Here is a 23,429-nt window from a genome sequence, read left to right as displayed (position 1 = left end):
ACTGCGGGAGATCGCCTGTGGAGTTCGGCCTGCATGGTTCGAGACGCCCGCTTTTGGCGGGCTCCTCACTCTGAGGGTCTAGTTTCTCGCCAGGGTCTGATATCGCGCGGGGGTCTACAATCTTGCTGCAAGAGCTGGCCTCATCCTGAGGGCCCGCCGCAGGCGGGCGTCTCGAAGGATGCGCCGCGGGCGACGGCGCCGTCAGTTCGTCTCTCTCCGCACCTCGCTCGGCACGGCCTGCGGCGCGCCCACTGGCGGCAATGCCACGGGCCGCAGGCCGATCAGCTCGGCGGTGCGGATGGCGCTGTCGCGCCAGAACTGGAACGAGTTGATGCGGCTGAGCTCGAGGATGGCAATCGCGACCGCGGCCAGGAACGGCAGGCTTTGGAGCACGAGGACGCCGGCGAAGATGTAGATCTCGGTGATCTGCCTAAAACTGTTGGAGGCGATCAGGACGCCGGCGCCGATCACCAGCAGAGTACCGATCACGGCCTCCCAGAACGCCTGGAACTCGATCGACATCCGCGACAGGCCACCTTTCGAGGTGCGGGCGAACGCGATGTGCTCGGTGATGAGGCCCTGCGCGACCGCGCGCGACACCGTCCATTGCACGCTCATCGCCGCGATCATGGCGCCCAGCATCTGGCCGGGCCTGATCGCGACACGGGCGCGGTACATCGACAAGAAGTGCGCCAGCGAGACGATGAAGGCGCCGATGATCGGCAGCGTCAGGATCTTGTCGGGGATAGCGATGTCGGCAAAGGCGACGATCGGCACCCAGACGAGGTTGAGCAGCGCCACGACCACGCCGAGGCTTTCGGCGCCAAGCCAGTTCAGCCAGCCGAGGCCATATTCGCGCTTCTGGTCGGGCGTAAGCCGGCTCCTGCCGGGCAGGAAGAAGCGCCAGTGCTTCTTGACGATCTGGAGGCCGCCATAGGCCCAGCGGTGACGCTGCTTCTTGAAGGCCTCGTAGGTGTCAGGAAGCAGGCCCTGGCCGTAGCGATGGTTGGTGTAGTGGGTGGTCCAGCCGAGCTCCTGGATCGCCAGGCCGAGATCGGAATCCTCGCAGATCGTATCTGACGACCAGCCCCCGGCCATGTCCATCGCGGCGCGGCGGATCAGGCACATCGTGCCGTGCACGATGATGGCGTTGGCCTCGTTGCGCTGGACCATGCCGATGTCGAAGAAGCCGGCATATTCGCCGTTCATGATGTAGTGCATGATCGACAGGTTGCCATCGCGATGCTCCTGCGGCGCCTGCACGAGGCCGACGCGCGGATCGGCGAAAGCCGGCACGAGGTCCTTCAGCCAGTCGGGATCGACGACATAATCGGCATCGAGGATGCCGATGATCTCGGCATCCGCCGCGGTGCGGTCCATCGCGATGCGCAGCGCGCCGGCCTTGAAGCCCTGCACCTTCTCGGCGTTGATGAACTTGAAGCGTTCACCGAGCGCGCGGCAATGATCCTGGATCGGCTGCCAGAAGGCGGGATCCGGCGTGTTGTTGATGATGACCACGCATTCGTAGTTCGGATAATTCAGCCGCGACAGCGCATCCAGGGTCTGCTTGAGCATCTCGACCGGCTCGAAATAAGCGGGGATATGGATCGAGACCTTCGGGTAGTAATTCTCGGGCACGTTCTCGATCGGCTTGCTCTTGGTGAGCAGCCGCTGGGGCCGCCGGCCGAAGGCGACGGCCGCGATCTCGTCGATTCGCGCCATCGCGATGAGGACGAGCGGAACGAGCAGGATCATGCCCAGCGTCAGCGCGAAGGCCGAGCCGAAAATGAAATAATGGCTGTTCCAGAACGCGAACACGGTGGCGGCCCAGGCGCCGACGCCGTTGGCGGCTGCCGACAGCAGGAAGGCCTGTTTCGCGGTCGGCTTTTCAAGCCGCAGGATCGGCAGTGACAGCAGGATGCCGACCAGCAGTGCGATGCCCATCAGCTTCCAATAATCGGGATTCTCCACCGGGCCGGTCCAGGCGAATTTCGGCTCGCGGCTGGCGTTGAGAATGCCCCAGTACGGACCGACGCCGCCTTCGAAGAATTTCCAGGGCTGATCGATGGCTTCGACGATGTTGTATTCCATGCCGATGGCTTCGGCGCGGGTGACGAAGTTGCGCAGGATCAGCGCTTGCTGGAACGGGCCCGGATCGGCGTTGCGCAAATTGTAGCCCTGGCTCGGCCAGCCGAACTCGGCGATCACGATGCGCTTGCCGGGGAACAGGTTGCGCAACAGGTTGTAGCGGTCGGCCGCCTGGTCGACTGCTTGATCCGAGCGGAAGTTTTCCCAATAGGGCAGCACGTGGGCGGCGATGAAATCGACGTTGGAGCCGAGGTCGGGATTGTCGCGCCAGATGTTCCAGATCTCGCCGGTGGTGACCGGCACGCGGACCGAGCCCTTGACCTTCTTGATCATGTTGATGAGGTCTTCGACCTTTTGCTCGCCGCGGTAGATCACCTCGTTTCCGACCACGACGCCGACGACGTTGCTGTTCTTGCGGGCGAGCTCGATCGCAGCCTTGATCTCGCGCTCGTTGCGATCCTTGTCCTTGTCGATCCAGGCACCGACGGTGACCTTGAGGCCGAATTCGGCGGCGATCGGTGGCACCAGCTCCACGCCGCCTGTGGACGAATAGAGCCGGATCGCGCGCGTCATGGTCGACAGCGTCTTCAGGTCGGCGCGGATTTTCTCCACGGTCGGGATGTTGTCGATGTCGGGGTGAGCCGAGCCCTCGAAAGGCGCGTAGGAGACGCTGGGCAGCAGGCCCTTGAAGTCAGGCGCCGGCTCCTTGTCGCGCATGACTCCCCAGATGCCCGCATGGAGCGCAGACACAAGCAACAGAACGGCGGCGACAACGCGCATCGCGGCTAAACCAAAAGGGGCTGAGGTGGCAGGGAAGCGGATCCGACCCCGAGATCCGACCGAGTCCGCGGCAAAGGGAACATACCTCTGCTGCGCGGTTTCACAACTGTCATGGCCTCATTTCCTTATGAGGGCATGGCCTTTTCGAACGACGCGCGGCAGTGCCAACCGTGTCTATGGCCGATCGTTCCTGAACGACAGCTGAAACGACCCTTGGCTATTTCTGGGGCGCGGGCGTCGGGCTTGCCGCAGGCGAGGGACTTGCGGCTGGCTGGGCGGCCTGCGCATTGCCCGGCGTCGGCGCTGGGGTTTGCGCGGCGCTCGCCGCCGCCTGCTGCGGCTGGGACGCCGGGTTGATCCAGCAAGCGTGCACGCGGCTGTCCAGGGTCTCGGCGACCTTGGGGTCGATCTGCCCGCCGAAGCGGGTCAGGCAGCGGAACGCAGCCTGGATGTGGCCGCCGGGGCAGCCGAAACGGTCGTAGAGGTCGAGATGGCGGAATGCGGTATCGAGATCATCCCGCCACATCAGCCGCACCACGCGCCGGCCGAGCCAGACGCATTCGGGATTGCCGGCGGGGCCGTTGATGACCTGGGCCGCTTCCGCGAATTCGTCGGTGCGGCGCTGGTTCTGGGCGGCGTCCTTGGCCGCGTCCGCGGGCTGGGCCGCGGCCTTCTGGTCGGGGGCGGGCGTGCCGCTCTGGGCGGAGGCGCCACCGAGGCCGGCGAGAACGAGAAGGGAGGAGACTGCCAAGGTGGCGGCGAACTGCCGCAGGACCGCATTTCGTAACTCGAACACCCGCTGCCGCATGAATTCCCCAATGTATCTGCTGGTCGTCCGCGTCAGGATCCCGCAGACGCGTCGGTGATGGCGTCCAAATGGGTCTCCAATGCGGCGGAAAAGTCTTTCCGAGTCCATGACCTGTATTTGGAATTTTGTCCAGCAAAGTCACAATCCTAGGCCCCGGTCGAACGGCCGCAGCCAGATTCCTTTGGGAGCAGCGGATCCACACCTGGGCGCACCCCCTTGGCAGACGGCGTGCAAGCAGGTAATCGACGGACCCTTCGCGGAGGACGGAACCGATTTCTCTTCGTACGCCACTGGCGCTTCTGCTCGTTTCACTGGGTGCGATTGCTGCCGTGTGGTGGTGGTTGGCGACGCCAATCACGCTCGCGCGCGCGCCGATCGATCCCGCCGAGAAGGTCCAATGCGTCTCCTACGCGCCGTTCCGCGGCGAGCAGTCGCCGCTGGAGACGTGGACCCATATCGAGGCGGACCAGATCGAGCAGGACCTGCGCCAGCTCAAGGAGATCACCGACTGCGTCCGCACCTATTCGATGGAGAACGGGCTCGACCAGGTGCCGGCGATCGCCGCCAAGGTCGGCGGCCTGAAAGTGCTCCAGGGCATCTGGCTCTCCAGCAACCGCACCAAGAATTTCGAGCAGGCCGCGCTCGCGGTTCGCCTCACCAAGGAATTTCCTTCCATCATCACCGCGCTCATCGTCGGCAACGAGGTGCTGCTTCGCGGCGAGATGACGACGGCGGACCTCGTCTCCATCATCCGCTCGGTCAAGGCGCAGGTCAGCGTGCCCGTCACCTATGCGGACGTCTGGGAGTACTGGCTGAAGAATCGCGAGGTCTATGACGCCGTCGACTTCGTCACGATCCACATCCTGCCCTATTGGGAGGATTTCCCGGTCAAGGCGAAATTCGCCAGCGCCCATGTCGAGTCGATCCGCGAACGCATGGCGGTGGCGTTTCCGGGCAAGGAGATCCTGATCGGCGAAACCGGCTGGCCGAGCGAGGGGCGTATGCGTGACGGCGCGCTGCCGTCGCGCACCAACCAGGCGCGGGTGGTTTCCGAGATCCTGAGCCTTGCGAAGGCACAGAAGTTCCGTGTCAACCTGATCGAGTCCTACGACCAGCCGTGGAAGCGTAAGCTGGAAGGCACCGTCGGCGGCTATTGGGGCTTGTATGATTCGGTGCGCCGCAGCCTGAAGTATCCGCCGGGCGAGCCGATCAGCAATTTCCCGTACTGGAAATGGTACATGGGCGCGGGCATGGGCCTCAGCGTGCTGGTGTTCGCGGTTGCCGGTCTCACGCTGCGCCGGCGGCCGTGGACGCCGCGCTTCTCGGCCTGGCTCGGCGTGGCCATCTCGGCGACGACGGCGGGGAGCCTGCTCGGGATCGGCGCCGATAAGATGTATTACGAGAGCTACGGCATCGGCGGCTGGCTGCTCTGGGGCGCGCTGCTCCTCGCCGGCATCCTGTCGCCGATCTTCTGCGCGCAGGCGATGGTGATCGGCCGCAGCCTTCCCACCTTCCTCGACCTGCTCGGCCCGCGCGAGGGCCGGAAATGGTCCAAGCTCACCGCCGTGCTCGGCCTGACGCTGGCCGTGGCCGCGGTGATCGCGGCGCAGACCGCGCTCGGCTTCGTGTTCGACCCGCGCTACAAGGATTTTCCCTACGCCGCGCTGACGATGGCCGTGGTGCCGTTTGCGCTGCTGATGCTGAACCGGCCGCAGATCGGCCAGCGTCCGATCGCGGAGGCGGTGTTCGCAGGCCTGCTGGCGCTGTCGGCCGTCTATGTGCTGTTCAACGAGGGCCGCGACAATTGGCAGTCGCTGTGGACCTGCGCGATCTACCTCTTGTTCGCGCTCACGCTGTGGCGGGCGCGGGCCGAGCAAATCCAAGAATGAACAGGCCGATCGCAAGGCCCGACAGCACGACATTGTAGAGCACGATGCCGAGGCCGGCGGCGATGACGCCGACTGTGAGCAGCACGATCGACGGCCGCATCAGGTTCAGCGTCGCAACCACCAGCGCGACGATCCCGAACACCGAATTCTTGAACAGCACGGTCGAGACCGAGCGCGCCTTGCAGAGCAGCGTCTGAAGGCCGGCATCGCAGGCGAGCGCGACTTGCGACAATTCGATCGCGAGGTAGCGCAGATAAAGCGCATAGCCGACGGAGGCGAAGCCGACGACGATCAGGAACTGCACCTGGTAGGGCGTGAGGCGGAAGGGCTTTTTTGTCATGGCGGCAATATGGTCGGGATGGCGCGGGCAGGCAACAGGGCAGGCGAAGTTTCTGCTGACCGCATCCAGAAGGAACACAAGAGCGGCGGGCTGGTTCTGATGTTGTGACGCCTAACGCATGATGTCTTCGAGGAGTGAGCATGGACAAGCCAACCCAGGAGCAGCTGAAAGAGCTCAAGAGGCTGAGCAAGGAAGCGCGGGTCGACGATTGGTCCGAGATCGTACAGTCCAAGGATGAAGCGGAGATGCGTATTCGGGATCTGAAGGAAAAGGCGCGCATCGAATAGTGATTGCCTGCGCGGAGATCCTTTCGGCTCTGTTCTGAGAGACGGCGCTCGTATTTCTCAGCCAATGCGAGCAACCGCTTAACGCGGAGCCGAGGGCCACCAGCGCCACAGTCCGCATTTCCACCGGCGTGTCGTTCATATCGCGGTCAATGCCGATCAGCAAACTTGTTCCCGCCGCGACGAGAAGCCTCAGCACGTCATCCAGTTCGTTCATCAAAGCACGCGAGGTTTCGGATGGGCGACTCTTGAGGCGGCGTTGGACGAGCGCGAACTTGCTGCGAAAGAGCGGCTCAGGTCCAAGCGTCCGATGGCCGCATGCGCTCGCAACGCGCATCTCATCGCTGACCTTGCGGCGAGTCCGCGCGCCGTCTTCGACAAGGCACCCGCGAATGTTTGGGCGCCTATCGCCTGAAGAACGAGGACAGCGTCGATCCTGTAGACGTTGACGCCGCCTCCGGCTTCGCCTGCGGCGCGGGCTGCGCCGCAGGTGGGGGTGCAGGCGGCGGCTCCTCGCGCTTCGAGCGTTTCGAGGAATAGTTGCGCCGGCGCTTGTCCGGCTTTGCAATTGGCCCGGGCGCCGAAGCGCTCTCGGCCTGCGGCACCGCCTCCTGGCTCTTCTCGGCGTTCTTGTCTTGAACCCTGTCTTGAGTCTTCTCCGGTCCCTTTTCTTGAGCCCTCTCTTGACCGCCGCGCATCGACAGGCGCTGGCCGTCGAACACGGTGGTCTCGCAGTGGCGGTCGTTCTCGGTCAGGCCGGCGCACAGTTTTGCGGCGGCGGCGGCGTTGATCAGGGGCCCGGCACCCAAACGGAGCTGCATGCCGAGGCCCGCGGCGCCCTCCTTGATCATGATGATCGGCCGCAACGCTCCAACTTCCGGATGGGATTTGGTCACGCCGCGCCAGAGTGCGCGCAGGCCATCGATCGAGTTGGCGCCGCCGAGGTCGATGGCAAAGCGCGTCTGCTGGACTGCGATCGCGGGCGCTTCGATCTCGGCTGCTTCCGGCGGCTTCGTTGCTGTCGCGACGACCTCGGTTGCAGTAGGAGCCGGTTCGGCCTTCTTCTCGGCTGCCTCGGGTTGAACCAGTTTCGTAGCGGCGGCATCCGGCGGCGCCATGATCGACTTGGACGGCACCAGCGGAATCGTCGGCAGCGCCGAAGTCATGGCCGGTGACTGCTGAACGAGCGAAGCGGCGGCCGCGGTCTGCGGCGGCGGGCTCGACGGCTCCTTCGCAGTCTCCTTCGGCGTATCCTTCTGAGTATCCTTGGCGGCTTCGGTGCGCGGCTTCTCGCTGGCCGGAGCTGGCGTCGAGACGACCGGCGCGACGCTGGGAGCTGCGGTCGCTGGCGCGACATCCTGCGGCCTGACGGCTTGCGACGGCGTGGCGTTCTGCTTGGCGATGGCACCGGTGACGGAATCGAGACCCTGCTCGAGCACCGTGACGCGTGAATAGAGCCGGTCGCGGTCGCTGTTCAGCGTCTCGATGGCGGCTGCGAGGCGGCGCGCCTCGTTCTGGCTGTCCTTGGTCAGCATTTGGAGCCGGTCGGCCTGGCGCGCGAGGTCAGCGGAGGCAATTTGGTCACGGCGCCAACCAATATGGGCCTGGTTGGCCACCACCGCGATGACGACGGCCCCGACGGCCGCGACGCCCCACGAGCCCAGCCGCCACATCATGCGGCGGTCGAACGCGCTTTCCTCGGCCAAAAGTCCGGAGAACAGCCCGCCGGTCTCCTTGGTGTCGAAGGCATCCGCCAGTGGGTCGGAATTCTTTGCCATGAACGTTAAGTGCCCAGCCCCGTCTGGCTTCCCCGAATCAATCAGGGAACATTAACAGGAAAAGCGTGCCGCACTTGAATTCCGGGCGTTTGCGGGGGTAGCAAGGCGAGAGCATCTGGGCGGCCTGCCGTCCGCCGCACCATTGATCCGGCCGTATCTGACAGGATTCCGATGACCGCCCGTTCCAGTCTTACGATCGTGCTCGCCGCCGGCGAAGGCACGCGCATGCAATCGAGCCTGCCGAAGGTGCTGCATCCCGTCGCCCATCAGACGCTGCTCGCCCATGTGCTCGCCGCCGCACCAAAGGGAACCGGCACATCGCTCGCCGTCGTGATCGGTCCCGATCACCAGGCCGTCGCGGAGGAGGCGAGGCGCAGCCGCCCCGACGCACTCACCTTCGTGCAAGCCGAGCGGCTCGGCACCGCGCATGCCGTGCTGGCGGCGCGCGAGGCGATCGCGCGGGGGGTGGACGATCTCTTGATCGCGTTCGGCGACACGCCGCTGATCTCGGCCGAAACCTTCGCGCGGCTGCGCGAACCGCTCGCCAGGGGTGCCGCCATCGCCGCGCTCGGTTTTCGCGCCGCCGATCCCACCGGCTATGGCCGCTTCATCGTCGAGGGCGACCGCCTGGTCGCGATCCGCGAACAGGCCGACGCCAGCGAAGCGGAGCGCAAGATCGATCTCTGCAACGCCGGCGTGATGGCGATCGACGGTCGCCGCGCGCTCGAAATCCTCGGGCAGATCGGCAATGCCAACTCCAAGAGCGAATATTATCTGACGGACGCAATCGGCATCGTCCGCGACAAGGGATGGGAGTCCGTGGTGATCGAGACCAGTGAAGACGAGGTGCGCGGCATCAACACCAAGGCGCAGCTCGCCGAAGCGGAAGGCGTGATGCAGGCGCGCTTGCGCAAAGCGGCGATGGAGGCCGGCGTCACGCTGATCGCGCCGGAGACGGTGTACCTGTCCGCCGACACCGTATTCGGCAAGGACGTCACCATCGAGCCGTTCGTGGTGATCGGCCCGGGCATCTCGATTGCCGACGGCGCGGTGATCCATTCCTTCTCGCACATCGTGCAGAGTTCGATTGGCAAGAACGCGTCTGTCGGTCCGTTCGCGCGCATGAGGCCGGGCAGCTCGCTCGGCGAAGGCGCCAAAATCGGCAACTTCGTGGAGACCAAGGCCGCGACCCTCGAGGCGGGAGCGAAAGCCAATCATCTTGCCTACATTGGTGATGCGGTCGTCGGCGCCAAGTCCAATATCGGCGCCGGCACCATCACCTGCAACTATGACGGCTTTGGGAAGCACAAGACGGTGATCGGGCAGGGCGCCTTCGTCGGCACCAACTCTTCGCTGGTCGCGCCCGTGAAAATCGGCAACGGCGCCTATATCGGCTCCGGCTCGGTGATCACCCGCGATGTACCCGACGATGCGATGGCGCTGGAGCGCAACCAGCAGACCATCCGGGAAGGCGGCGCGGCGCGTTATCGCGAGATGAAGACCGGCGGCAAGACTCCCGAAAAGAAGCCGGAGACGTGAGCGAGGCTATTCGTCGTCGGCGAATTCGGAGAAGATGGCGCGGGTCAGGCGCCAGCCGCGCGGCTTGGCGCGCTTGGCCGGCTCGCCTTCGGGATGCTTGATGAAAAGCGGCTTGTTCTCCTTGCCGCGCAGGGGCGGCGGCCAATGCGCAAGGTGCGTGCCCGAGGTCTCGCTGGCGCGCAGATACATCGACGACCGGCCTTTGCGGTCGGATGAGCTTCTCATGGCCGTCTCTCCTGGGCGGGAATCGTTGGCCAAACATGTTGACAGTGAGTTAACGTGCGAGGTTAAAGGCCGGCCAAATCGACGCAGGCGGGGCTCGGTGTGATCGGTGCTGTCTCAATCAGCAATAATTATTGAGTACCTGGTTCCGTAGGAGTTTCGCTAAAACGAACCGCGTCGTTTAGGCGATTTTTCGGCGATTTGGGGGATAGTGATCCGCATGTGCGGGATTGTCGGCATTCTCGGGCGCGAACCGGTTGCAGAGCAATTGGTGGATTCGCTCAAACGTCTCGAATATCGCGGCTATGATTCCGCGGGCGTCGCCACACTCGAAGGCAAGCACCTGGAGCGCCGCCGCGCCGAGGGCAAGCTGAAGAACCTGGAGAAGCGGCTCGAGGCGGAGCCGCTCAAGGGTACCACCGGCATCGGTCACACCCGCTGGGCCACCCATGGCAAGCCGACCGTCAACAACGCGCATCCGCACGCGACCGAACGCGTCGCCGTGGTTCACAACGGCATCATCGAGAATTTCCGCGAGCTGCGCGAGGAGCTCGAGACGAAGGGCACGGTATTCCACACCGAGACCGACACCGAGATCGTGGTGCACCTCGTCGACGATCTGCTCGCGCGCGGCAACAAGCCGGTCGAGGCGGTCAAGCTGACGCTGGCGCGCTTACGCGGCGCCTTCGCCCTCGGCTTCATCTTCGCTGGCGACGACGACCTCATGATGGGCGCCCGCAACGGCCCGCCGCTTGCGATCGGCTATGGTGACGGCGAGATGTATCTCGGCTCCGACGCCATCGCGCTCGGCCCCTTCACCGACACGATCAGCTATCTCGAAGACGGTGACTGGGTCGTGCTCACGCGCAAGAGCGCTGATATCTTCGACAAGGACGGTCACCCCGTCCAGCGCGACAAGATCAGGCACGCGGCCTCGACCTCGCTGGTCGACAAGGCCAATTACCGCCACTTCATGGCGAAGGAGATCCACGAGCAGCCCGAAGTGGTTGGCCACACCCTCGCGCGCTATGTCGACATGGCAACCGAGCACGTCGCGCTGCCGGTCAAGCTGCCGTTCGACTTCAAATCGATCCAGCGCATCAACATCACGGCCTGCGGCACCGCGAGCTATGCCGGCTACGTTGCAAAGTACTGGTTTGAGCGTTTTGCGCGCGTGCCGGTCGAGGTCGATGTCGCCTCCGAATTCCGCTACCGCGAAGCGCCCCTGCGCAAGGGTGATCTCGCCATCTTCATCTCGCAATCCGGCGAGACTGCCGACACGCTGGCGGCGCTGCGCTATGCCAAGGCCGCGGGCGTGCACACGGTCGCCGTCGTCAACGTGGCGACCTCGACGATCGCGCGCGAGAGCGAGACCGTGCTGCAAACGCTTGCCGGTCCCGAGATTGGCGTCGCCTCGACCAAAGCCTTCACCTGCCAGTTGATGGTACTGGCAAACCTTGCCATTGCGGCCGGCAAGGCTCGCGGCGAATTGTCCGACGAGGACGAGACCAAGCTCGTCCATGGCCTCGTCGAGATCCCGCGCTTGATGTCGGATGCGCTCACCACCGAGGTGGAGATCGAGCGTCTGGCCCGCGAGATCGCAAAGTCGCGCGACGTGCTCTATCTCGGCCGCGGTACCAGTTTTCCCCTGGCGCTCGAAGGCGCGCTGAAGCTGAAGGAAATATCCTACATCCACGCCGAAGGCTACGCTGCCGGCGAGCTGAAGCACGGACCCATCGCGCTGATCGACGAAGCCATGCCCGTCGTCGTCATCGCGCCGTATGACCAGGTGTTCGAAAAGACCGTCTCGAACATGCAGGAGGTCGCCGCCCGCGGCGGCAAAATCATTCTGATGACCGACGCCAAGGGCGCGGCGGAGGCGACCGTCGATTCGCTCGTCACCATCGTCATGCCTGACATGGCGGCGGCGTTCACGCCGATGGTCTATGCCGTTCCGGTGCAGCTGCTCGCCTATCACACGGCCGTGGTGATGGGCACCGACGTGGACCAGCCGCGCAACCTCGCAAAATCGGTGACCGTGGAATAGGCACAAGGGATATCGATTGGTCGCAGTCTTCCCAAACCTGCTAGAAGACCCTAGCTTGTGTGCTGCGACCTACCTGGAACCCGAATGACCCCCCGCGACGACGCGCCTGCGCCACTTGATCCCGTCCCGGAACCGCATACCGGCCTGATCGGCCGTTTCCGCAATTATTTTCTAACCGGCCTCGTCGTGACGGGGCCTATCGCGATCACGCTCTATCTGGTCTGGTGGTTCGTGACCTGGGTCGACGGCGTGGTGCGGCCGTTCGTGCCGCTGGCCTATCGGCCTGAAACATATCTGCCTTACGTCATTCCGGGCTGGGGACTGGTTGTCGCGTTTTTCACGCTGACGCTGGTCGGTTTCCTCGCGGCCAACCTGATCGGCCGGACGCTGGTCGATGTCGGCGAGACCTTTCTCGGCCGGATCCCGGCCGTGCGCGCCATCTACCGCGGCCTCAAGCAGGTGTTCGAGACATTGTTCTCGGGCAAGGGCTCGAGCTTCCGGAAAGTGGGCCTGGTCGAGTTTCCTTCGCCCGGCATGTGGTCGATCGTGCTGATCTCGCAATCGCCGAACGAAGACATTGCGCGCAGCCTGCCCGGACAGGAGGAACACGTCTCGGTATTCCTGCCGTGCTCGCCGAATCCGACCACCGGCTTCTTCTTCTATGTCCCCAAAAGCAAAATCATCGAGGTCGATCTCACCGCTGAGGACGCGGCCACGCTGATCATGTCGGCCGGCGTGGTTCAGCCGGGCTCGGCGCCAGATCCGAAGAAGGCCGCCGCGCTCGCGGGCGTCGCCAACGCCGCACGCATCGCGAATGCGTCTGCGCTCCAGCCTGCGAAAGTGGAGTAGGGCCATTCCCGCGCGGGATGGCCAGGTTCACGCAGGCGTTCGCGTCCTCTGCTAGTGTCCGGTCGACTGAGCGTATCGTTCGGAATTCGGCCTGGAGTGCATAATGTCCAAAACCATTGCGATCCTCGCGCCGGGTGCCATGGGCAGTGCCGTGGCTCGCCGCCTCAGCGACAATGGCGCACGCGTGCTGACGTCCCTGAAAGGGCGAAGTGAAGCCACCCTGAAGCGCGCGGCGGACGCTGGCATGGTCGGCGCCGAGGACGACGCGCTTGCTGAAGCCGACATCGTCCTCTCGATTGTGCCTCCGGGCGAAGCAGTGGCGCTGGCTGAACGGCTGGCCGCGCTGATCGTCCGGCGCGAGAAGAAACCGGTTGTGGTCGACTGCAACGCCGTCAATGTCGACACCGTGCAAAGGATCGCGGAGATCATCGGCTCTGCGGGGGCGCCATTCGTCGATGCCGGGATCATCGGCTTTCCGCCGCAGCCGGGGGGCAAGAGCCCGGCGTTCTACATGTCCGGCGAGCACGCCAAGGACGTCACCGTTCTGAACGACCTTGGTCTCGACGTGCGGATCGTTGAAGGCCCAGTCGGCGCAGCCTCTGCGCTCAAGATGTCCTACGCCGGAATCGTCAAGGGTCTCGCCGGCATCGGCGCGGCCATGGTAATCGCGGCAACGAAAGCGGGCGCGGCCGAGGCGCTGCGCGACGAACTCGCGCTCAGCCAGCCCGCGATCCTGGCGCGGCTCGAGGTCGCGCTGCCCGACATGATCCCGAAAGCCTATCGCTGGGTCGCGGAAATGCGGGAGATTTCCGGATTCCTCGGCCCCGATCATCCGGCCAGCCAGATCTACGAGGGCTTTGCGCGGTGGTTCGAGCATCTCGCGGAGGACGCGAAGGGCGAGGCGGCCGATGCGGAGCTGTTGAAGTCGTTCGCTGCGCGCATCGCGCAGAAGAAATCCTGATCGCCTGATCTCACGTCACCACAATCATTCACTCGCCGTGCGCTGAAATGGATTCCAGAAAACCCTGGATGTCCCGGTCGCGTCTCAGGCGCACGACCGGGACATCAGCGCCATATTGGATGCGCTCGGCCTCGATGGCGGGCACGCGCTCCGTGTTGTAGCGCCACGCCTCTGTCATCAGTTTCCAGTCGAACTGTTCCGGACATCCTTCGGGCAAATCGGGCCGTGCGGTAGCGCGGTCGAAAGCCGAGCGCCAGAGAATGCGCCATTGGCAAAGCCAGCGCGGACGGTTGATAACGACCAGCGTATCGGCGCGCGCGAGCGTGAGATCGAAAGCCAGCCCCGAGAAGCTGCCGTCGACGACCCACGCATCGCCCGCGATTGCCTCAGCGACGCGCGAGCGAAAGCTTGCCTTGTCGGATGGCTTCCAGCCCGGCCGCCAGTAGAGCACGTCGAGATGGACCACCGGCAGATCGAGCTTTCGCCCGAGCTTCAGGGCGAGGCTCGTCTTTCCGCTTCCCTGGGAGCCAACGACGATGATCCGACGCATGGCCGAAGGGTTTCACGAAATCGCCCGCAACGAAAGATAGCACCCTTGGTCGACAGACCGAGGCTGCCGCATGCTTCGTCCTCGCGAGACGATTGGTCGAGATGCGCAGGTCTGTATCCACGCCGTCATTGCGAGCGCAGCGAAGCAATTCCAGAGTCCCTCCGCGGTGAGATTCTGGATTGCTTCGCTGCGCTCGCAATGACGGGTACTCAGCCCGCCCCGATCAGCGGAATCGCCTCGTCCCGCTCATACAGATACAGCAGGCACCGCAACGCTTCGCCGCGCTCGCCCTTCAGCTTCGGATCGTCCTTCAGGATGCGCAGCGCCTCGTCGCGCGCCTGGGTGATGAGCTGGCCATGGACTTCCGAACGCGCAATGCGATAGCCGGGCAGGCCGCTCTGGCGCACGCCCAGCACGTCGCCTTCGCCGCGCAGCTTTAAATCTTCCTCGGCAATGCGGAATCCGTCGGTGGTTTCGCGGATCACTTTCAGCCGCGCCTTCGACATCTCGCCGAGCGGCTCCGAATAGAGCAGCAGGCAGGTCGAGGCTTCCGAGCCGCGTCCGATCCGGCCGCGCAGCTGATGCAATTGGGCAAGACCAAATCGTTCGGCGTTCTCGATCACCATGATGGTCGCGGCCGGCACGTCGACGCCGACTTCGACCACAGTGGTCGCGACCAGAAGCCCGATCTCGTGGGCGGCGAACTGGCCCATCACGCGGTCCTTCTCGGTGCCCTTCATCTGGCCGTGGACGAGGCCGACGCGCTCACCGAAGCGTTTTTGCAGGCTTTCGAAACGCTTCGTCGCATTGGTCAGGTGCTCGGTGCCCTCGGCCTCGGATTCCTCGACCAGCGGGCAGATCCAGTACACCAGCTTGCCGGATTGGAGCGCGCGGCCGATGCCGTCCATGACCTCCTCGATTCGGCTCATCGGCACTGCGCGGGTGTCGATCGGCTGGCGGCCGGCCGGCTTTTCGCGCAGCTCGGAGATGTCCATGTCGCCGAAATAGGTCAGCACCAGCGTGCGCGGGATCGGCGTTGCACTCAGCACCAGCACATCGACGGATTCGCCCTTCGAGGTCAGCGCGAGGCGTTCGCGCACCCCAAAGCGGTGCTGCTCGTCGACAATAGCGAGCGCGAGGTCCTTGAAGATGACATCGTCCTGAATCAGCGCATGCGTGCCGACGAGGAGGTCGATCTCGCCGGCTTCAAGCTGCGCCAACAGCTCCCGACGCTCCTTGCCCTTTTCGCGGCCGGTGAGGATCGCAACCCGCATGCCGGCGCGCTCGGCGAGCGGGGCGATGGTCTTGATGTGCTGGCGCGCCAGGATTTCGGTCGGGGCCATCAGCGCGGCCTGTTTGCCGACCTCGGCGACCGCGGCGGCAGCTAACAGCGCCACCACGGTCTTGCCAGACCCGACGTCGCCCTGGAGCAGGCGCAGCATGCGCACGGGCTGTTTCAGGTCCTCGGCGATGGCCGCGGCGGCGCTGCGCTGCGAGGGCGTGAGCGCGTAGGGCAAGGCGTCGATGACGTTGTTGCGCAGGTGCCCGTCGCCGGCATTGCGCACGCCGGCGGGGCGGCGCAATTGCGCGCGGATTAGGCCGAGTGCGAGCTGGCCGGCGAGCAGTTCGTCGAAGGCGAGACGCGACCAGAACGGCTGGTCCGGCAGAACGTCCGTAAGCTCGACCGGCTGGTGCACGCGCGTGAGCGCCTCGGTGACCGGCGGAAAATTGCAGCGACGCATCACCTCCGGACTGATCCACTCCGGCAGGGCTGGCAGCTTTTGAAGGGCCTGCGCGATCGCGCGGCGCAGCGAGCCGAGCGCGAGGCCCTCGGTCAGCGGATACACCGGATCGATGCCAGAGAGCTTTGCAATCGCCTCTTCGTCGAGCACGCGATCGGGATGCACGATCTGCGGGATACCGTCATACATCTGCAGCGTGCCGGAGACGTAGCGCTTCTCGCCTACCGGCAGCAGCTTTTCGACATAGCCGGGCTTGGCGCGGAAGAAGGTCAGGACGATGTCGCCGGTGTCGTCGCTGGCGTAGACGAGATAGGGCGCGCGCGTGTTGCGCGGCGGGGGCGGGCGATGGCGGTCGACGGTGACCTCCAGCGTCACCATGGTTCCCTGGACGGCGTCGCGGATTTTTGGCCGGGCCCGGCGGTCGATGACGTGGCTCGGCAGGTGCAGCAGCAGATCGACCAGCCGCGGCGTCTCGTTGCGGCTGAGCAGGTACTGCAGCAGCTTGTCTTGCTTCGGACCGACGCCGGGCAGGCTGGTCACGGGAGCAAACAGCGGATTGAGCAGGCTGGGGCGCATTCTCGCAACAATCGTCACGCGCGGGCTCAACCCGCGCATCCATCTATTCAAGAGGATGGATTGCCTGGTCAAGCCCGGCAATCACGACCACAAACAATTGCAACAACAAAGGGCTGACACGGCCGGTCCGAGTGGCTATACCCACCCCGCCCGGCACGTCCGGGCTTTCTGCGTTTGACTGGATTTGAGACATGACGGGAACGACACGATCGAGCAGCGGGCTGGATGACCGCCGCAAGCGGCTTCTGTTCCGCTGTTGGCACCGCGGCACGCGCGAGATGGACCTGATCCTCGGCCGCTTTGCGGATGCCGAGATCGGCAATTTGTCCGAGCCTGAATTGATCGAGCTTGAGCGCTTGCTCGAGGTCAACGATCCCGATCTCTATGCCGCGGTCACCGGCGACAAGGTGCTTCCCGCCGATGTCCCCGGCGCGCTGTTTGCCCGCATCAAGGCATTCCCGATCGCGGACCGCGACGCATGAAGCAGGGCATGAAATCACCGGCCGAGCTGCTGACGCCCGGCCGCGCGCTGACGCTTGCCAATGTCGCCGAGGGCGCCGAAGGCCTCGTCGTCTCCGATCTCGCCCGTGCCATCGCGGCGCAACCGAAGAAGCCGGCGGTCAGCCTTGCGGTGGTCTGCCGCGACGGTCCGCGCATGCAGCAGCTTGAACGCGCACTGCAATTCTTCGCGCCCGATCTGCCGGTGCTGACCTTCCCGGCCTGGGACTGCCAGCCCTATGACCGCGTCTCGCCGCATGGCGGCATTTTGGCGCAACGCCTGACGACGCTGGCGCGGCTGGCTTCGCTCACCGGCAGCGACAAGCCGCTGATCGTGCTGACCACGGTGAACGCCGTGGTGCAGCGCGTGCCCGCGCGCGACCTCGTCGCGGCGCAGGCGCTGTCGGTTGCGCCAGGTAACGTGGTGCCGATGGACACCATCGTCGCCTGGCTCGAGCACAACGGCTACAACCGCTCCTCGACCGTGCGCGAGCCCGGTGAATACGCTGTGCGCGGCGGCATCCTGGACCTGTTTCCGGCCGGCCTCGATCAGCCCGTGCGCTTCGACTTCTTCGGCGACAGCCTGGAGTCGATCCGCTCGTTCGACGCCGAGACCCAGCGCACGCTGCTCGACATGCGCGCGCTCGACCTCGTGCCGATCTCGGAGTTTCAGCTCGTCACCGATACCATCCGCCGTTTTCGCATGGGCTATGTCGCCGAGTTCGGCGCGCCCGAGCGCGACGACGCGCTGTACGAGGCGGTCAGTGAAGGCCGCCGTCATCCCGGCATGGAGCACTGGCTGCCGCTGTTCCAGGATCGGATGGACACGCTGTTCGACTATCTGCAAGGCGCGGCCGTCGCGATCGAGCCGCAGGCCGAGGATGCCGTCCGCGAGCGCTTCAAGCAGATCCTCGACTATTACGAGGCCAGACGCGAGGCGCTGGAGCATCCCGGTGGCGGCGCCATCTACAAGCCGCTGCCGCCCGACCGGCTCTATCTGACCGAAGAGGAGTGGGGCAAACGCCTTGGCGACGTCCCGTTGGCGCGGCTGACGCCGTTCTCAGTGCCGACCGACGGCACGAGTGTCGTCGATGCCGGCGCGCGCAAGGGCCGCGACTTCGCGCCGGAACGCAATGACACCACCGTGAATGTGTTCGAGTCCGTCGTCGCGCATGTGATGGCCTTGCAGGCCCAGCGCAAGAAGGTCGTGATCGCGCTGTGGACCGAAGGCTCGCGCGACCGCATGACCTCGATGCTGCGCGACCACAAGCTGGCCCACACAACCAGCGTCAACAGCTGGCGGACGGTGCAGGCGACGCCGCGAAACGAGACCATGCTCGCCGTGCTCGGCCTCGAAAGCGGCTTCGAGACCGACGAGATCGCACTGATCAGCGAGCAGGACATCCTCGGCGACCGTCTGGTGCGGCCGCGCAAGGCGAGCCGCAAGCTCGATAATTTCATCTCGGAAGTGACGAGCCTCGCCGCCGGCGACATCGTCGTCCACGTCGATCACGGCATCGGCCGCTTCATCGGCCTGCAGACCCTCGACGTCGCGGGCGCGCCGCACGACTGCCTCGAGCTGCATTATGCCGCCGAGACCAAGCTGTTCCTCCCCGTCGAGAACATCGAGCTGTTGTCGCGCTACGGCTCCGACCAGACCAGTGTCGAGCTCGATCGCCTCGGCGGTTCGGGCTGGCAGACTCGCAAGGCCAAGCTGAAGAACCGCATCCGCGAGATCGCTGGCGAGCTGATCAAGATCGCGGCCGAACGCATGCTGCACGAGGCGCCGAGGCTGCCGGTGCAGCAGGGCCTCTACGACGAGTTCTGCGCCCGCTTTCCCTATGACGAGACCGAGGACCAGCTGGGCGCGATCGAGTCCACCCTGAAGGACCTCGAAAAGGGCCGCCCGATGGACCGCCTGATCTGCGGCGATGTCGGCTTCGGCAAGACCGAGGTGGCGCTGCGCGCGGCCTTCGCCGTGGCACTCGACGGCAAGCAGGTCGCGGTCGTGGTGCCGACCACGCTGCTCGCCCGTCAGCACCACAAGACTTTCTCCGAGCGGTTCAAGGGTTTTCCGGTCAACGTGGCGCAGGCCTCACGCCTCGTCCCGACCAAACAGCTTAACCAGGTCAAGAAGGGCCTCGCCGACGGCTCCATCGACATCGTCGTCGGCACCCATGCGCTGCTCGGCAAGGCGATCAAGTTTCGCGACCTCGGCCTGCTCATCGTCGACGAGGAGCAGCATTTCGGTGTCAGCCACAAGGAGCGGCTGAAGGCGCTTCGCGCCGAGGTACACGTGCTGACGTTATCGGCGACGCCGATCCCGCGCACCCTGCAATTGGCGCTCACCGGCGTACGCGAGCTCTCGATCATCGCCTCGCCCCCGGTCGACCGGCTCGCGGTCCGCACCTTCGTCGCCCCGCACGATCCCTTGATGATCCGCGAGGCGCTGCTGCGCGAGCGTTATCGCGGCGGCCAGGCGTTCTACGTGGTGCCGCGCATCGACGACCTCGCCGAGGTCAAGGATTTCCTCGACAAGAACGTGCCGGAGATGAAGGTCGCGGTCGCGCACGGCCAGATGCCGCCCGCCGTGATCGAGGACATCATGACGGCATTCTACGACGGCAAGTTCGACATCCTGCTGTCGACCACGATCGTGGAATCCGGCCTCGATATCCCCAACGCCAACACGCTGATCGTGCACCGCGCCGACATGTTTGGCCTGGCCCAGCTCTACCAGCTCCGCGGCCGCGTCGGCCGCTCCAAGCTGCGGGCGTACGCGCTGTTCACGCTGCCGGCGCAGCAGAAGATCACCGCGCAGGCCGAGCGCCGGCTCACCGTGCTGCAATCGCTGGAGACCCTCGGCGCCGGCTTCCAGCTTGCCTCGCACGATCTCGACATCCGCGGCGCCGGAAACTTGCTCGGCGAGGAGCAGTCCGGCCACATCAAGGAGGTCGGCTTCGAGCTGTATCAATCGATGCTGGAGGAGGCGATCGTCAACCTCAAGGCCGGCGTCTCCGAACCGGCCGCCGACCGCTGGTCGCCATCGATCACGATCGGCATGCCCGTGCTCATTCCGGAGGACTATGTCAGCGACCTCTCGGTCCGGCTGTCGCTGTATCGGCGCCTCGCCGATCTCGATACCGAGGAGGAAATCGAGAATTTTGGCGCCGAGATGCGCGACCGCTTCGGCGTCTTGCCCGACGAAGTCCGCTATCTGTTCAAGGTCGCCGCGATCAAGGCGTTCTGCCGCCGGGCCAATGTCGAGAAGATCGATGCCGGCCCGAAGGGCGCCGTCATCGCCTTCCGCGACAATTCCTTCGCCTATCCCGATCGCCTGGTGACGTTCATCCGCAGCCACGGCCAGGCCGCAAAGGTCCGGCCCGACATGAAGGTGGTGTTCCTCCAGGACTGGGAGACGCCCGAAGAGCGTCTCGCCGGCACCACGGAGATCATGCGCCAGCTGGCGCAGCTCGCGGAGAGCAAGAAGGCGGCGTGAACCTCCGGCCTCTCCGCGTCATTGCGAGGAGCCCTTGCGACGAAGCAAATCCAGAATCGTTTCGCGGAGAGAGCCTGGATTGCTTCGCGGAGCCTGTCATCGGGCCGCGCTTCGCGCGGACCCGTTGGCTCGCAATGACGGGGCTTGTTGAAGCGGCTCGCTAAAAACTACGACGCCGCCCGCGACGCATCGGCGGACAGCCGCCCAAGGAGCGAGCGCGCCGTATCCGATGCCGACAGCGAATCCACGCTGACCACGGGATCGCTGCGCATCTCGTGCTTGCCGTTCGCGGTGTGCCGCATCACCGCTGACAGACGACGCGCGATCATATGGGCGGTGCGGAAGTCGGTCTCCGCGAACACCACGATCACCGAACCGTCCTTCTGCGCCGCGCCAAAATCCATCTGCCGCATCAGGCGGCTCAGGATCCGTGCGGCATCGAGCTGGGCACGGGGATTATTGGGATCGAAGGCGAAGCGGGCGACAGAGAGGCCGCCGCCGCGGGCCAAGGTCTGTTCGACCGCCTTGGCAAAATCTCGGGCGAAGGCTTCCACGGTGAGTAGGCCGCTGCGTGGATCGATCCAGCCGCCGGCGTCGATCGAGCGCAGCGTGCGGCTCAGCTGTGCTTCCATCGCATGCTGGCGGATCAGTGGCAGTGCATTGGCGGCGACCTTCACCGGCTCGCCGGAGATCAGCTCGAGATTAGGCAGATCGTAATTTTGCGCGAGCTGGTGTGCGGTGACGACCACGGGCAGGTTACGGAAGCGGGTGTCCTCGGCGAGCACCGTCAAGAAGGCATCGGTGACTCGCGCCGTAAAGCCTTCGGCGAGCACGACGCCATCGAGGTCGCGGGTGTTGAGATGCTTGGCAGCGGCTTCGATCGAGAGCGCGCCGATGACGCCGATGCGTTCGCCGAGCGCAACCGACAGCGCAGGATAGGCCGCGCCGCGGCCGATCAGAAGCACGGTGGCATCGCGCGCGGGATCGGCCGCCGGCAACGGGACCGTCGCTTCCGGCAGCCGGCGCAGCACGGTGGCGTGAAGGGTGCGCACACGCAGCGCAGCGCGGAGCCGCGCGATCAGGCGGTCGGGATTGCCGCCGCGTGAGGCGAAGGGCAGGGCGTTATGCGGCAGCGTGCCCGCGGCATCCATGGCCACGAAGGGAAGGTAGGGAGATTGGCTCGCAATCTTCTTCGCGAGCGGAGCCATGTGCGGCTCGTGTCCGGGATGCATCGCCGCGAGAACGGCGGCCGGCTGCACCTGCTCGACCGCGCGTGCGGCGCTGGCCCAGTCGGTGTCGACCACGGGAAAGAGCCGGGCCTCGTCCAGTGCCGCAATGAAGGGCGGCCGTTCGGCATTGGACACAAACAGGATCGGGCCCGCCTGGGACATTGCAAACTCTGATCACGCAACAGATGCCGCGCAATCTAGTTTGGCCGCCTTAATGCAGCGTCAACGGAACGGGTCAACCTGGGCTAGACCTGCCCCGAGCGGTCGCGAAAAGCCTCGACCATCAGGGGGTTGAGCCCGAGCTCGCTGAGCGCCTCGCGGGCGCGGGCGTTGTCCTGGGCCCGGCCTGCCAGACGGTGGCCGGAGAGGCGGTCGGGCAGCGCGGTCAGCAGGGCACCCTGACCGAGGCGGCGCGCCCATTCCTGCAGATCGTTGGAGAGGAAGCGGTAGCCGCCGACAGCCATGATGCCGGAGGGCGGCGCGGTGATGCAGATCGCGCCGCTCGGACGGTCCAGCCGCGCGGCATAGCCGGTATCGACATAGTCGCGCGGCGGCTGCGCGACCAGCGTGTCGCCGACCGGCTGCGGCGGCGCGTAGGCTGCGATCGGCACCATCGGCCCGCGCAGGCCGAGCGTGCCCTTCGGGGTCAGCAGGATCTCGCCCGCGATGGAGGAGCCGGACTGCTCGCGCGGGGCGCCGTGCGGCCCCGGCATCACCGCGACAGGCATGCCGTCCTCGCCGCGGCGGGCGCCGAACAGGCCAGCCTCGCCGAACAGATAGACATCCGTAAGCCGCGCATGCGGCGCGATCCAGGCATCGCTTGCGGCGACCTGCTCGGGCGCGCGCCAGAGGCCGATGACGTTGCGCAAGGTCGGCATCCGCGCGGCGAGATCGGAATCGCCGAGGCGCAGCGCGAGCTGGGCAGGCGCGATCAGCACCTCGCATTCGTGCTGGTTGATCTGCTGCTCCAGCACCTCGCTCTCGAAGGGATGATGCAGCGCCAGCGTGCCGCCCGAGAGCAGCCAGACCGCCAGCGACGAGGCTAGCCCCGCGAACGACATCGGCGCGAACGCCGCCATCACGGTCGCGCCCTGCTTGACGTCGGCCTCGAGCGACATCGCGAGGCCACCGGCGATCAGGCTGAAATGCGGCCGCGGCACCGGGCGAAAACCTTCCGCGGTGACGTCGAAAGAGATCATCGCCGCCTTGCGGCCGTCCTGGATCACGGTGCGCGTGGTGCCGGGCGGGCGGGCCAGCACGTCGTCGAGCGAAGCCATGCCCTCGGGCAGATCGGTGCCGAAGCCGCAGACGTGACGGATCGAGAATGCTTCTGCCGCTGCATGCATCGCCAGGTCGGCATAGCTGACGCCATCAACCGTGCTCATGGTCACGATGGTGCGCGCCGCGGTGCGGTTGAGCGCGGCGGTCAGTTCCGCATGCCGCCACAGCAGCGGCAGCACGGCGACGACGAGGCCGGCGCGATGGGCGGCGAGCACCGTCAGCACGAACTCGACCGTGTTGGGCAGCTGGATCGCGATGACGGAATTGGCCGGCAGGCCGGATTCGACGAAATGCGCCGACAGCGCCTCGATCGCCGCATCGGCCTCGGCGTAGGACATCCGCCGCGGCTGGTGCCCGGTCACGCGCGTCTTGTTGAGGGGATCGAGCAGAGCCGGCGCGTGCGGCTGCCGGGCCAGCGTGCGCTGAAACAGCGTGTCGAGCGTCGGCGATATTGCTGGCTGGTTCACGG

17 protein-coding genes are annotated in these 23,429 nt (G+C 65.5%); 8 read left to right on the top strand and 9 right to left on the bottom strand.

Going from position 1 to position 23,429, the window contains the following annotated elements:
- Nucleotides 1-201: 201 nt before the first annotated feature.
- Together IVA98_RS04950 and IVA98_RS04945 are read right to left on the bottom strand one after the other, a co-directional pair.
- The gene (locus tag IVA98_RS04950) at nucleotides 202-2,868 is read right to left on the bottom strand and encodes a glycosyltransferase (protein ID WP_247354346.1); all 2,667 of its coding nucleotides are present in this window, start codon (nucleotides 2,866-2,868) and stop codon (nucleotides 202-204) included.
- A 217-nt stretch (nucleotides 2,869-3,085) separates the two neighbouring features.
- The gene (locus IVA98_RS04945; RefSeq protein WP_247295153.1) at nucleotides 3,086-3,676 is read right to left on the bottom strand and encodes a beta-1-3, beta-1-6-glucan biosynthesis protein; all 591 of its coding nucleotides are present in this window, start codon (nucleotides 3,674-3,676) and stop codon (nucleotides 3,086-3,088) included.
- A gap of 329 nt (nucleotides 3,677-4,005) precedes the next feature.
- Here IVA98_RS04945 and IVA98_RS04940 point away from each other — a divergent pair, with 329 nt between their 5' ends.
- Nucleotides 4,006-5,565, top strand: coding sequence for a glycoside hydrolase family 17 protein (locus IVA98_RS04940; protein WP_247295151.1), 1,560 nt, complete (start codon nucleotides 4,006-4,008; stop codon nucleotides 5,563-5,565).
- Here IVA98_RS04940 and IVA98_RS04935 read toward each other — a convergent pair.
- Nucleotides 5,525-5,905, bottom strand: a complete 381-nt coding sequence (locus IVA98_RS04935; protein ID WP_247275669.1) for a hypothetical protein — start codon at nucleotides 5,903-5,905, stop codon at nucleotides 5,525-5,527. The genes IVA98_RS04940 and IVA98_RS04935 overlap by 41 nt on opposite strands.
- Nucleotides 5,906-6,045: 140 nt before the next feature.
- Between IVA98_RS04935 and IVA98_RS04930 the strand changes: the two genes are divergently transcribed.
- Nucleotides 6,046-6,192: a hypothetical protein gene (locus tag IVA98_RS04930; RefSeq protein ID WP_247295148.1), complete on the top strand. Its 147-nt coding sequence runs from the start codon at nucleotides 6,046-6,048 to the stop codon at nucleotides 6,190-6,192.
- Between the two features lie 401 nt (nucleotides 6,193-6,593).
- On the opposite strand, the gene IVA98_RS04925 is transcribed toward IVA98_RS04930, so the two are convergent.
- Nucleotides 6,594-7,967, bottom strand: coding sequence for a hypothetical protein (locus tag IVA98_RS04925; protein WP_247295146.1), 1,374 nt, complete (start codon nucleotides 7,965-7,967; stop codon nucleotides 6,594-6,596).
- A gap of 171 nt (nucleotides 7,968-8,138) precedes the next feature.
- Between IVA98_RS04925 and glmU the strand changes: the two genes are divergently transcribed.
- Complete coding sequence (gene glmU, locus IVA98_RS04920) at nucleotides 8,139-9,506, top strand: bifunctional UDP-N-acetylglucosamine diphosphorylase/glucosamine-1-phosphate N-acetyltransferase GlmU (protein WP_247295144.1); 1,368 nt, start codon at nucleotides 8,139-8,141, stop codon at nucleotides 9,504-9,506.
- Nucleotides 9,507-9,512: 6 nt separating this feature from the next.
- On the opposite strand, the gene IVA98_RS04915 is transcribed toward glmU, so the two are convergent.
- Nucleotides 9,513-9,731: a hypothetical protein gene (locus IVA98_RS04915; RefSeq protein ID WP_247275664.1), complete on the bottom strand. Its 219-nt coding sequence runs from the start codon at nucleotides 9,729-9,731 to the stop codon at nucleotides 9,513-9,515.
- A gap of 217 nt (nucleotides 9,732-9,948) precedes the next feature.
- Here IVA98_RS04915 and glmS point away from each other — a divergent pair, with 217 nt between their 5' ends.
- The 3 genes from glmS to IVA98_RS04900 all read left to right on the top strand — a co-directional run bounded on the left by glmS (nucleotide 9,949) and on the right by IVA98_RS04900 (nucleotide 13,585).
- Nucleotides 9,949-11,775: a glutamine--fructose-6-phosphate transaminase (isomerizing) gene (gene glmS, locus IVA98_RS04910; protein ID WP_247295142.1), complete on the top strand. Its 1,827-nt coding sequence runs from the start codon at nucleotides 9,949-9,951 to the stop codon at nucleotides 11,773-11,775.
- A gap of 84 nt (nucleotides 11,776-11,859) precedes the next feature.
- Complete coding sequence (locus tag IVA98_RS04905) at nucleotides 11,860-12,624, top strand: DUF502 domain-containing protein (RefSeq protein WP_247295140.1); 765 nt, start codon at nucleotides 11,860-11,862, stop codon at nucleotides 12,622-12,624.
- Between the two features lie 103 nt (nucleotides 12,625-12,727).
- Nucleotides 12,728-13,585, top strand: coding sequence for an NAD(P)-dependent oxidoreductase (locus IVA98_RS04900; protein WP_247295138.1), 858 nt, complete (start codon nucleotides 12,728-12,730; stop codon nucleotides 13,583-13,585).
- Between the two features lie 28 nt (nucleotides 13,586-13,613).
- Here IVA98_RS04900 and IVA98_RS04895 read toward each other — a convergent pair whose 3' ends face one another.
- Together IVA98_RS04895 and recG are read right to left on the bottom strand one after the other, a co-directional pair.
- Complete coding sequence (locus IVA98_RS04895) at nucleotides 13,614-14,135, bottom strand: P-loop NTPase family protein (RefSeq protein WP_247295136.1); 522 nt, start codon at nucleotides 14,133-14,135, stop codon at nucleotides 13,614-13,616.
- A 209-nt stretch (nucleotides 14,136-14,344) separates the two neighbouring features.
- Complete coding sequence (gene recG / locus IVA98_RS04890) at nucleotides 14,345-16,453, bottom strand: ATP-dependent DNA helicase RecG (protein WP_247295134.1); 2,109 nt, start codon at nucleotides 16,451-16,453, stop codon at nucleotides 14,345-14,347.
- Between the two features lie 191 nt (nucleotides 16,454-16,644).
- Here recG and IVA98_RS04885 point away from each other — a divergent pair, with 191 nt between their 5' ends.
- Entirely contained in the window at nucleotides 16,645-16,935 is a 291-nt protein-coding gene (locus tag IVA98_RS04885) for an FAD assembly factor SdhE (RefSeq protein WP_247295132.1), read from the top strand.
- On the top strand, nucleotides 16,932-20,450 hold the full coding sequence (gene mfd / locus IVA98_RS04880; protein ID WP_247295129.1) for a transcription-repair coupling factor: 3,519 nt from the start codon (nucleotides 16,932-16,934) through the stop codon (nucleotides 20,448-20,450). Before IVA98_RS04885 ends, mfd begins: the two co-directional genes overlap by 4 nt.
- A 167-nt stretch (nucleotides 20,451-20,617) precedes the next feature.
- On the opposite strand, the gene IVA98_RS04875 is transcribed toward mfd, so the two are convergent.
- Nucleotides 20,618-21,841: a GGDEF domain-containing protein gene (locus IVA98_RS04875; protein ID WP_247295126.1), complete on the bottom strand. Its 1,224-nt coding sequence runs from the start codon at nucleotides 21,839-21,841 to the stop codon at nucleotides 20,618-20,620.
- An 83-nt stretch (nucleotides 21,842-21,924) separates the two neighbouring features.
- Nucleotides 21,925-23,427: an AMP-binding protein gene (locus tag IVA98_RS04870; RefSeq protein WP_247295125.1), complete on the bottom strand. Its 1,503-nt coding sequence runs from the start codon at nucleotides 23,425-23,427 to the stop codon at nucleotides 21,925-21,927.
- Between the last annotated feature and the right edge of the window lie 2 nt (nucleotides 23,428-23,429).

The organism is Bradyrhizobium sp. 160 (genome assembly GCF_023073735.1).
GTDB lineage: Bacteria > Pseudomonadota > Alphaproteobacteria > Rhizobiales > Xanthobacteraceae > Bradyrhizobium.
Note: the sequence above shows the minus strand (reverse complement) of the source record. Positions and strands in the feature narration are given on the sequence as shown.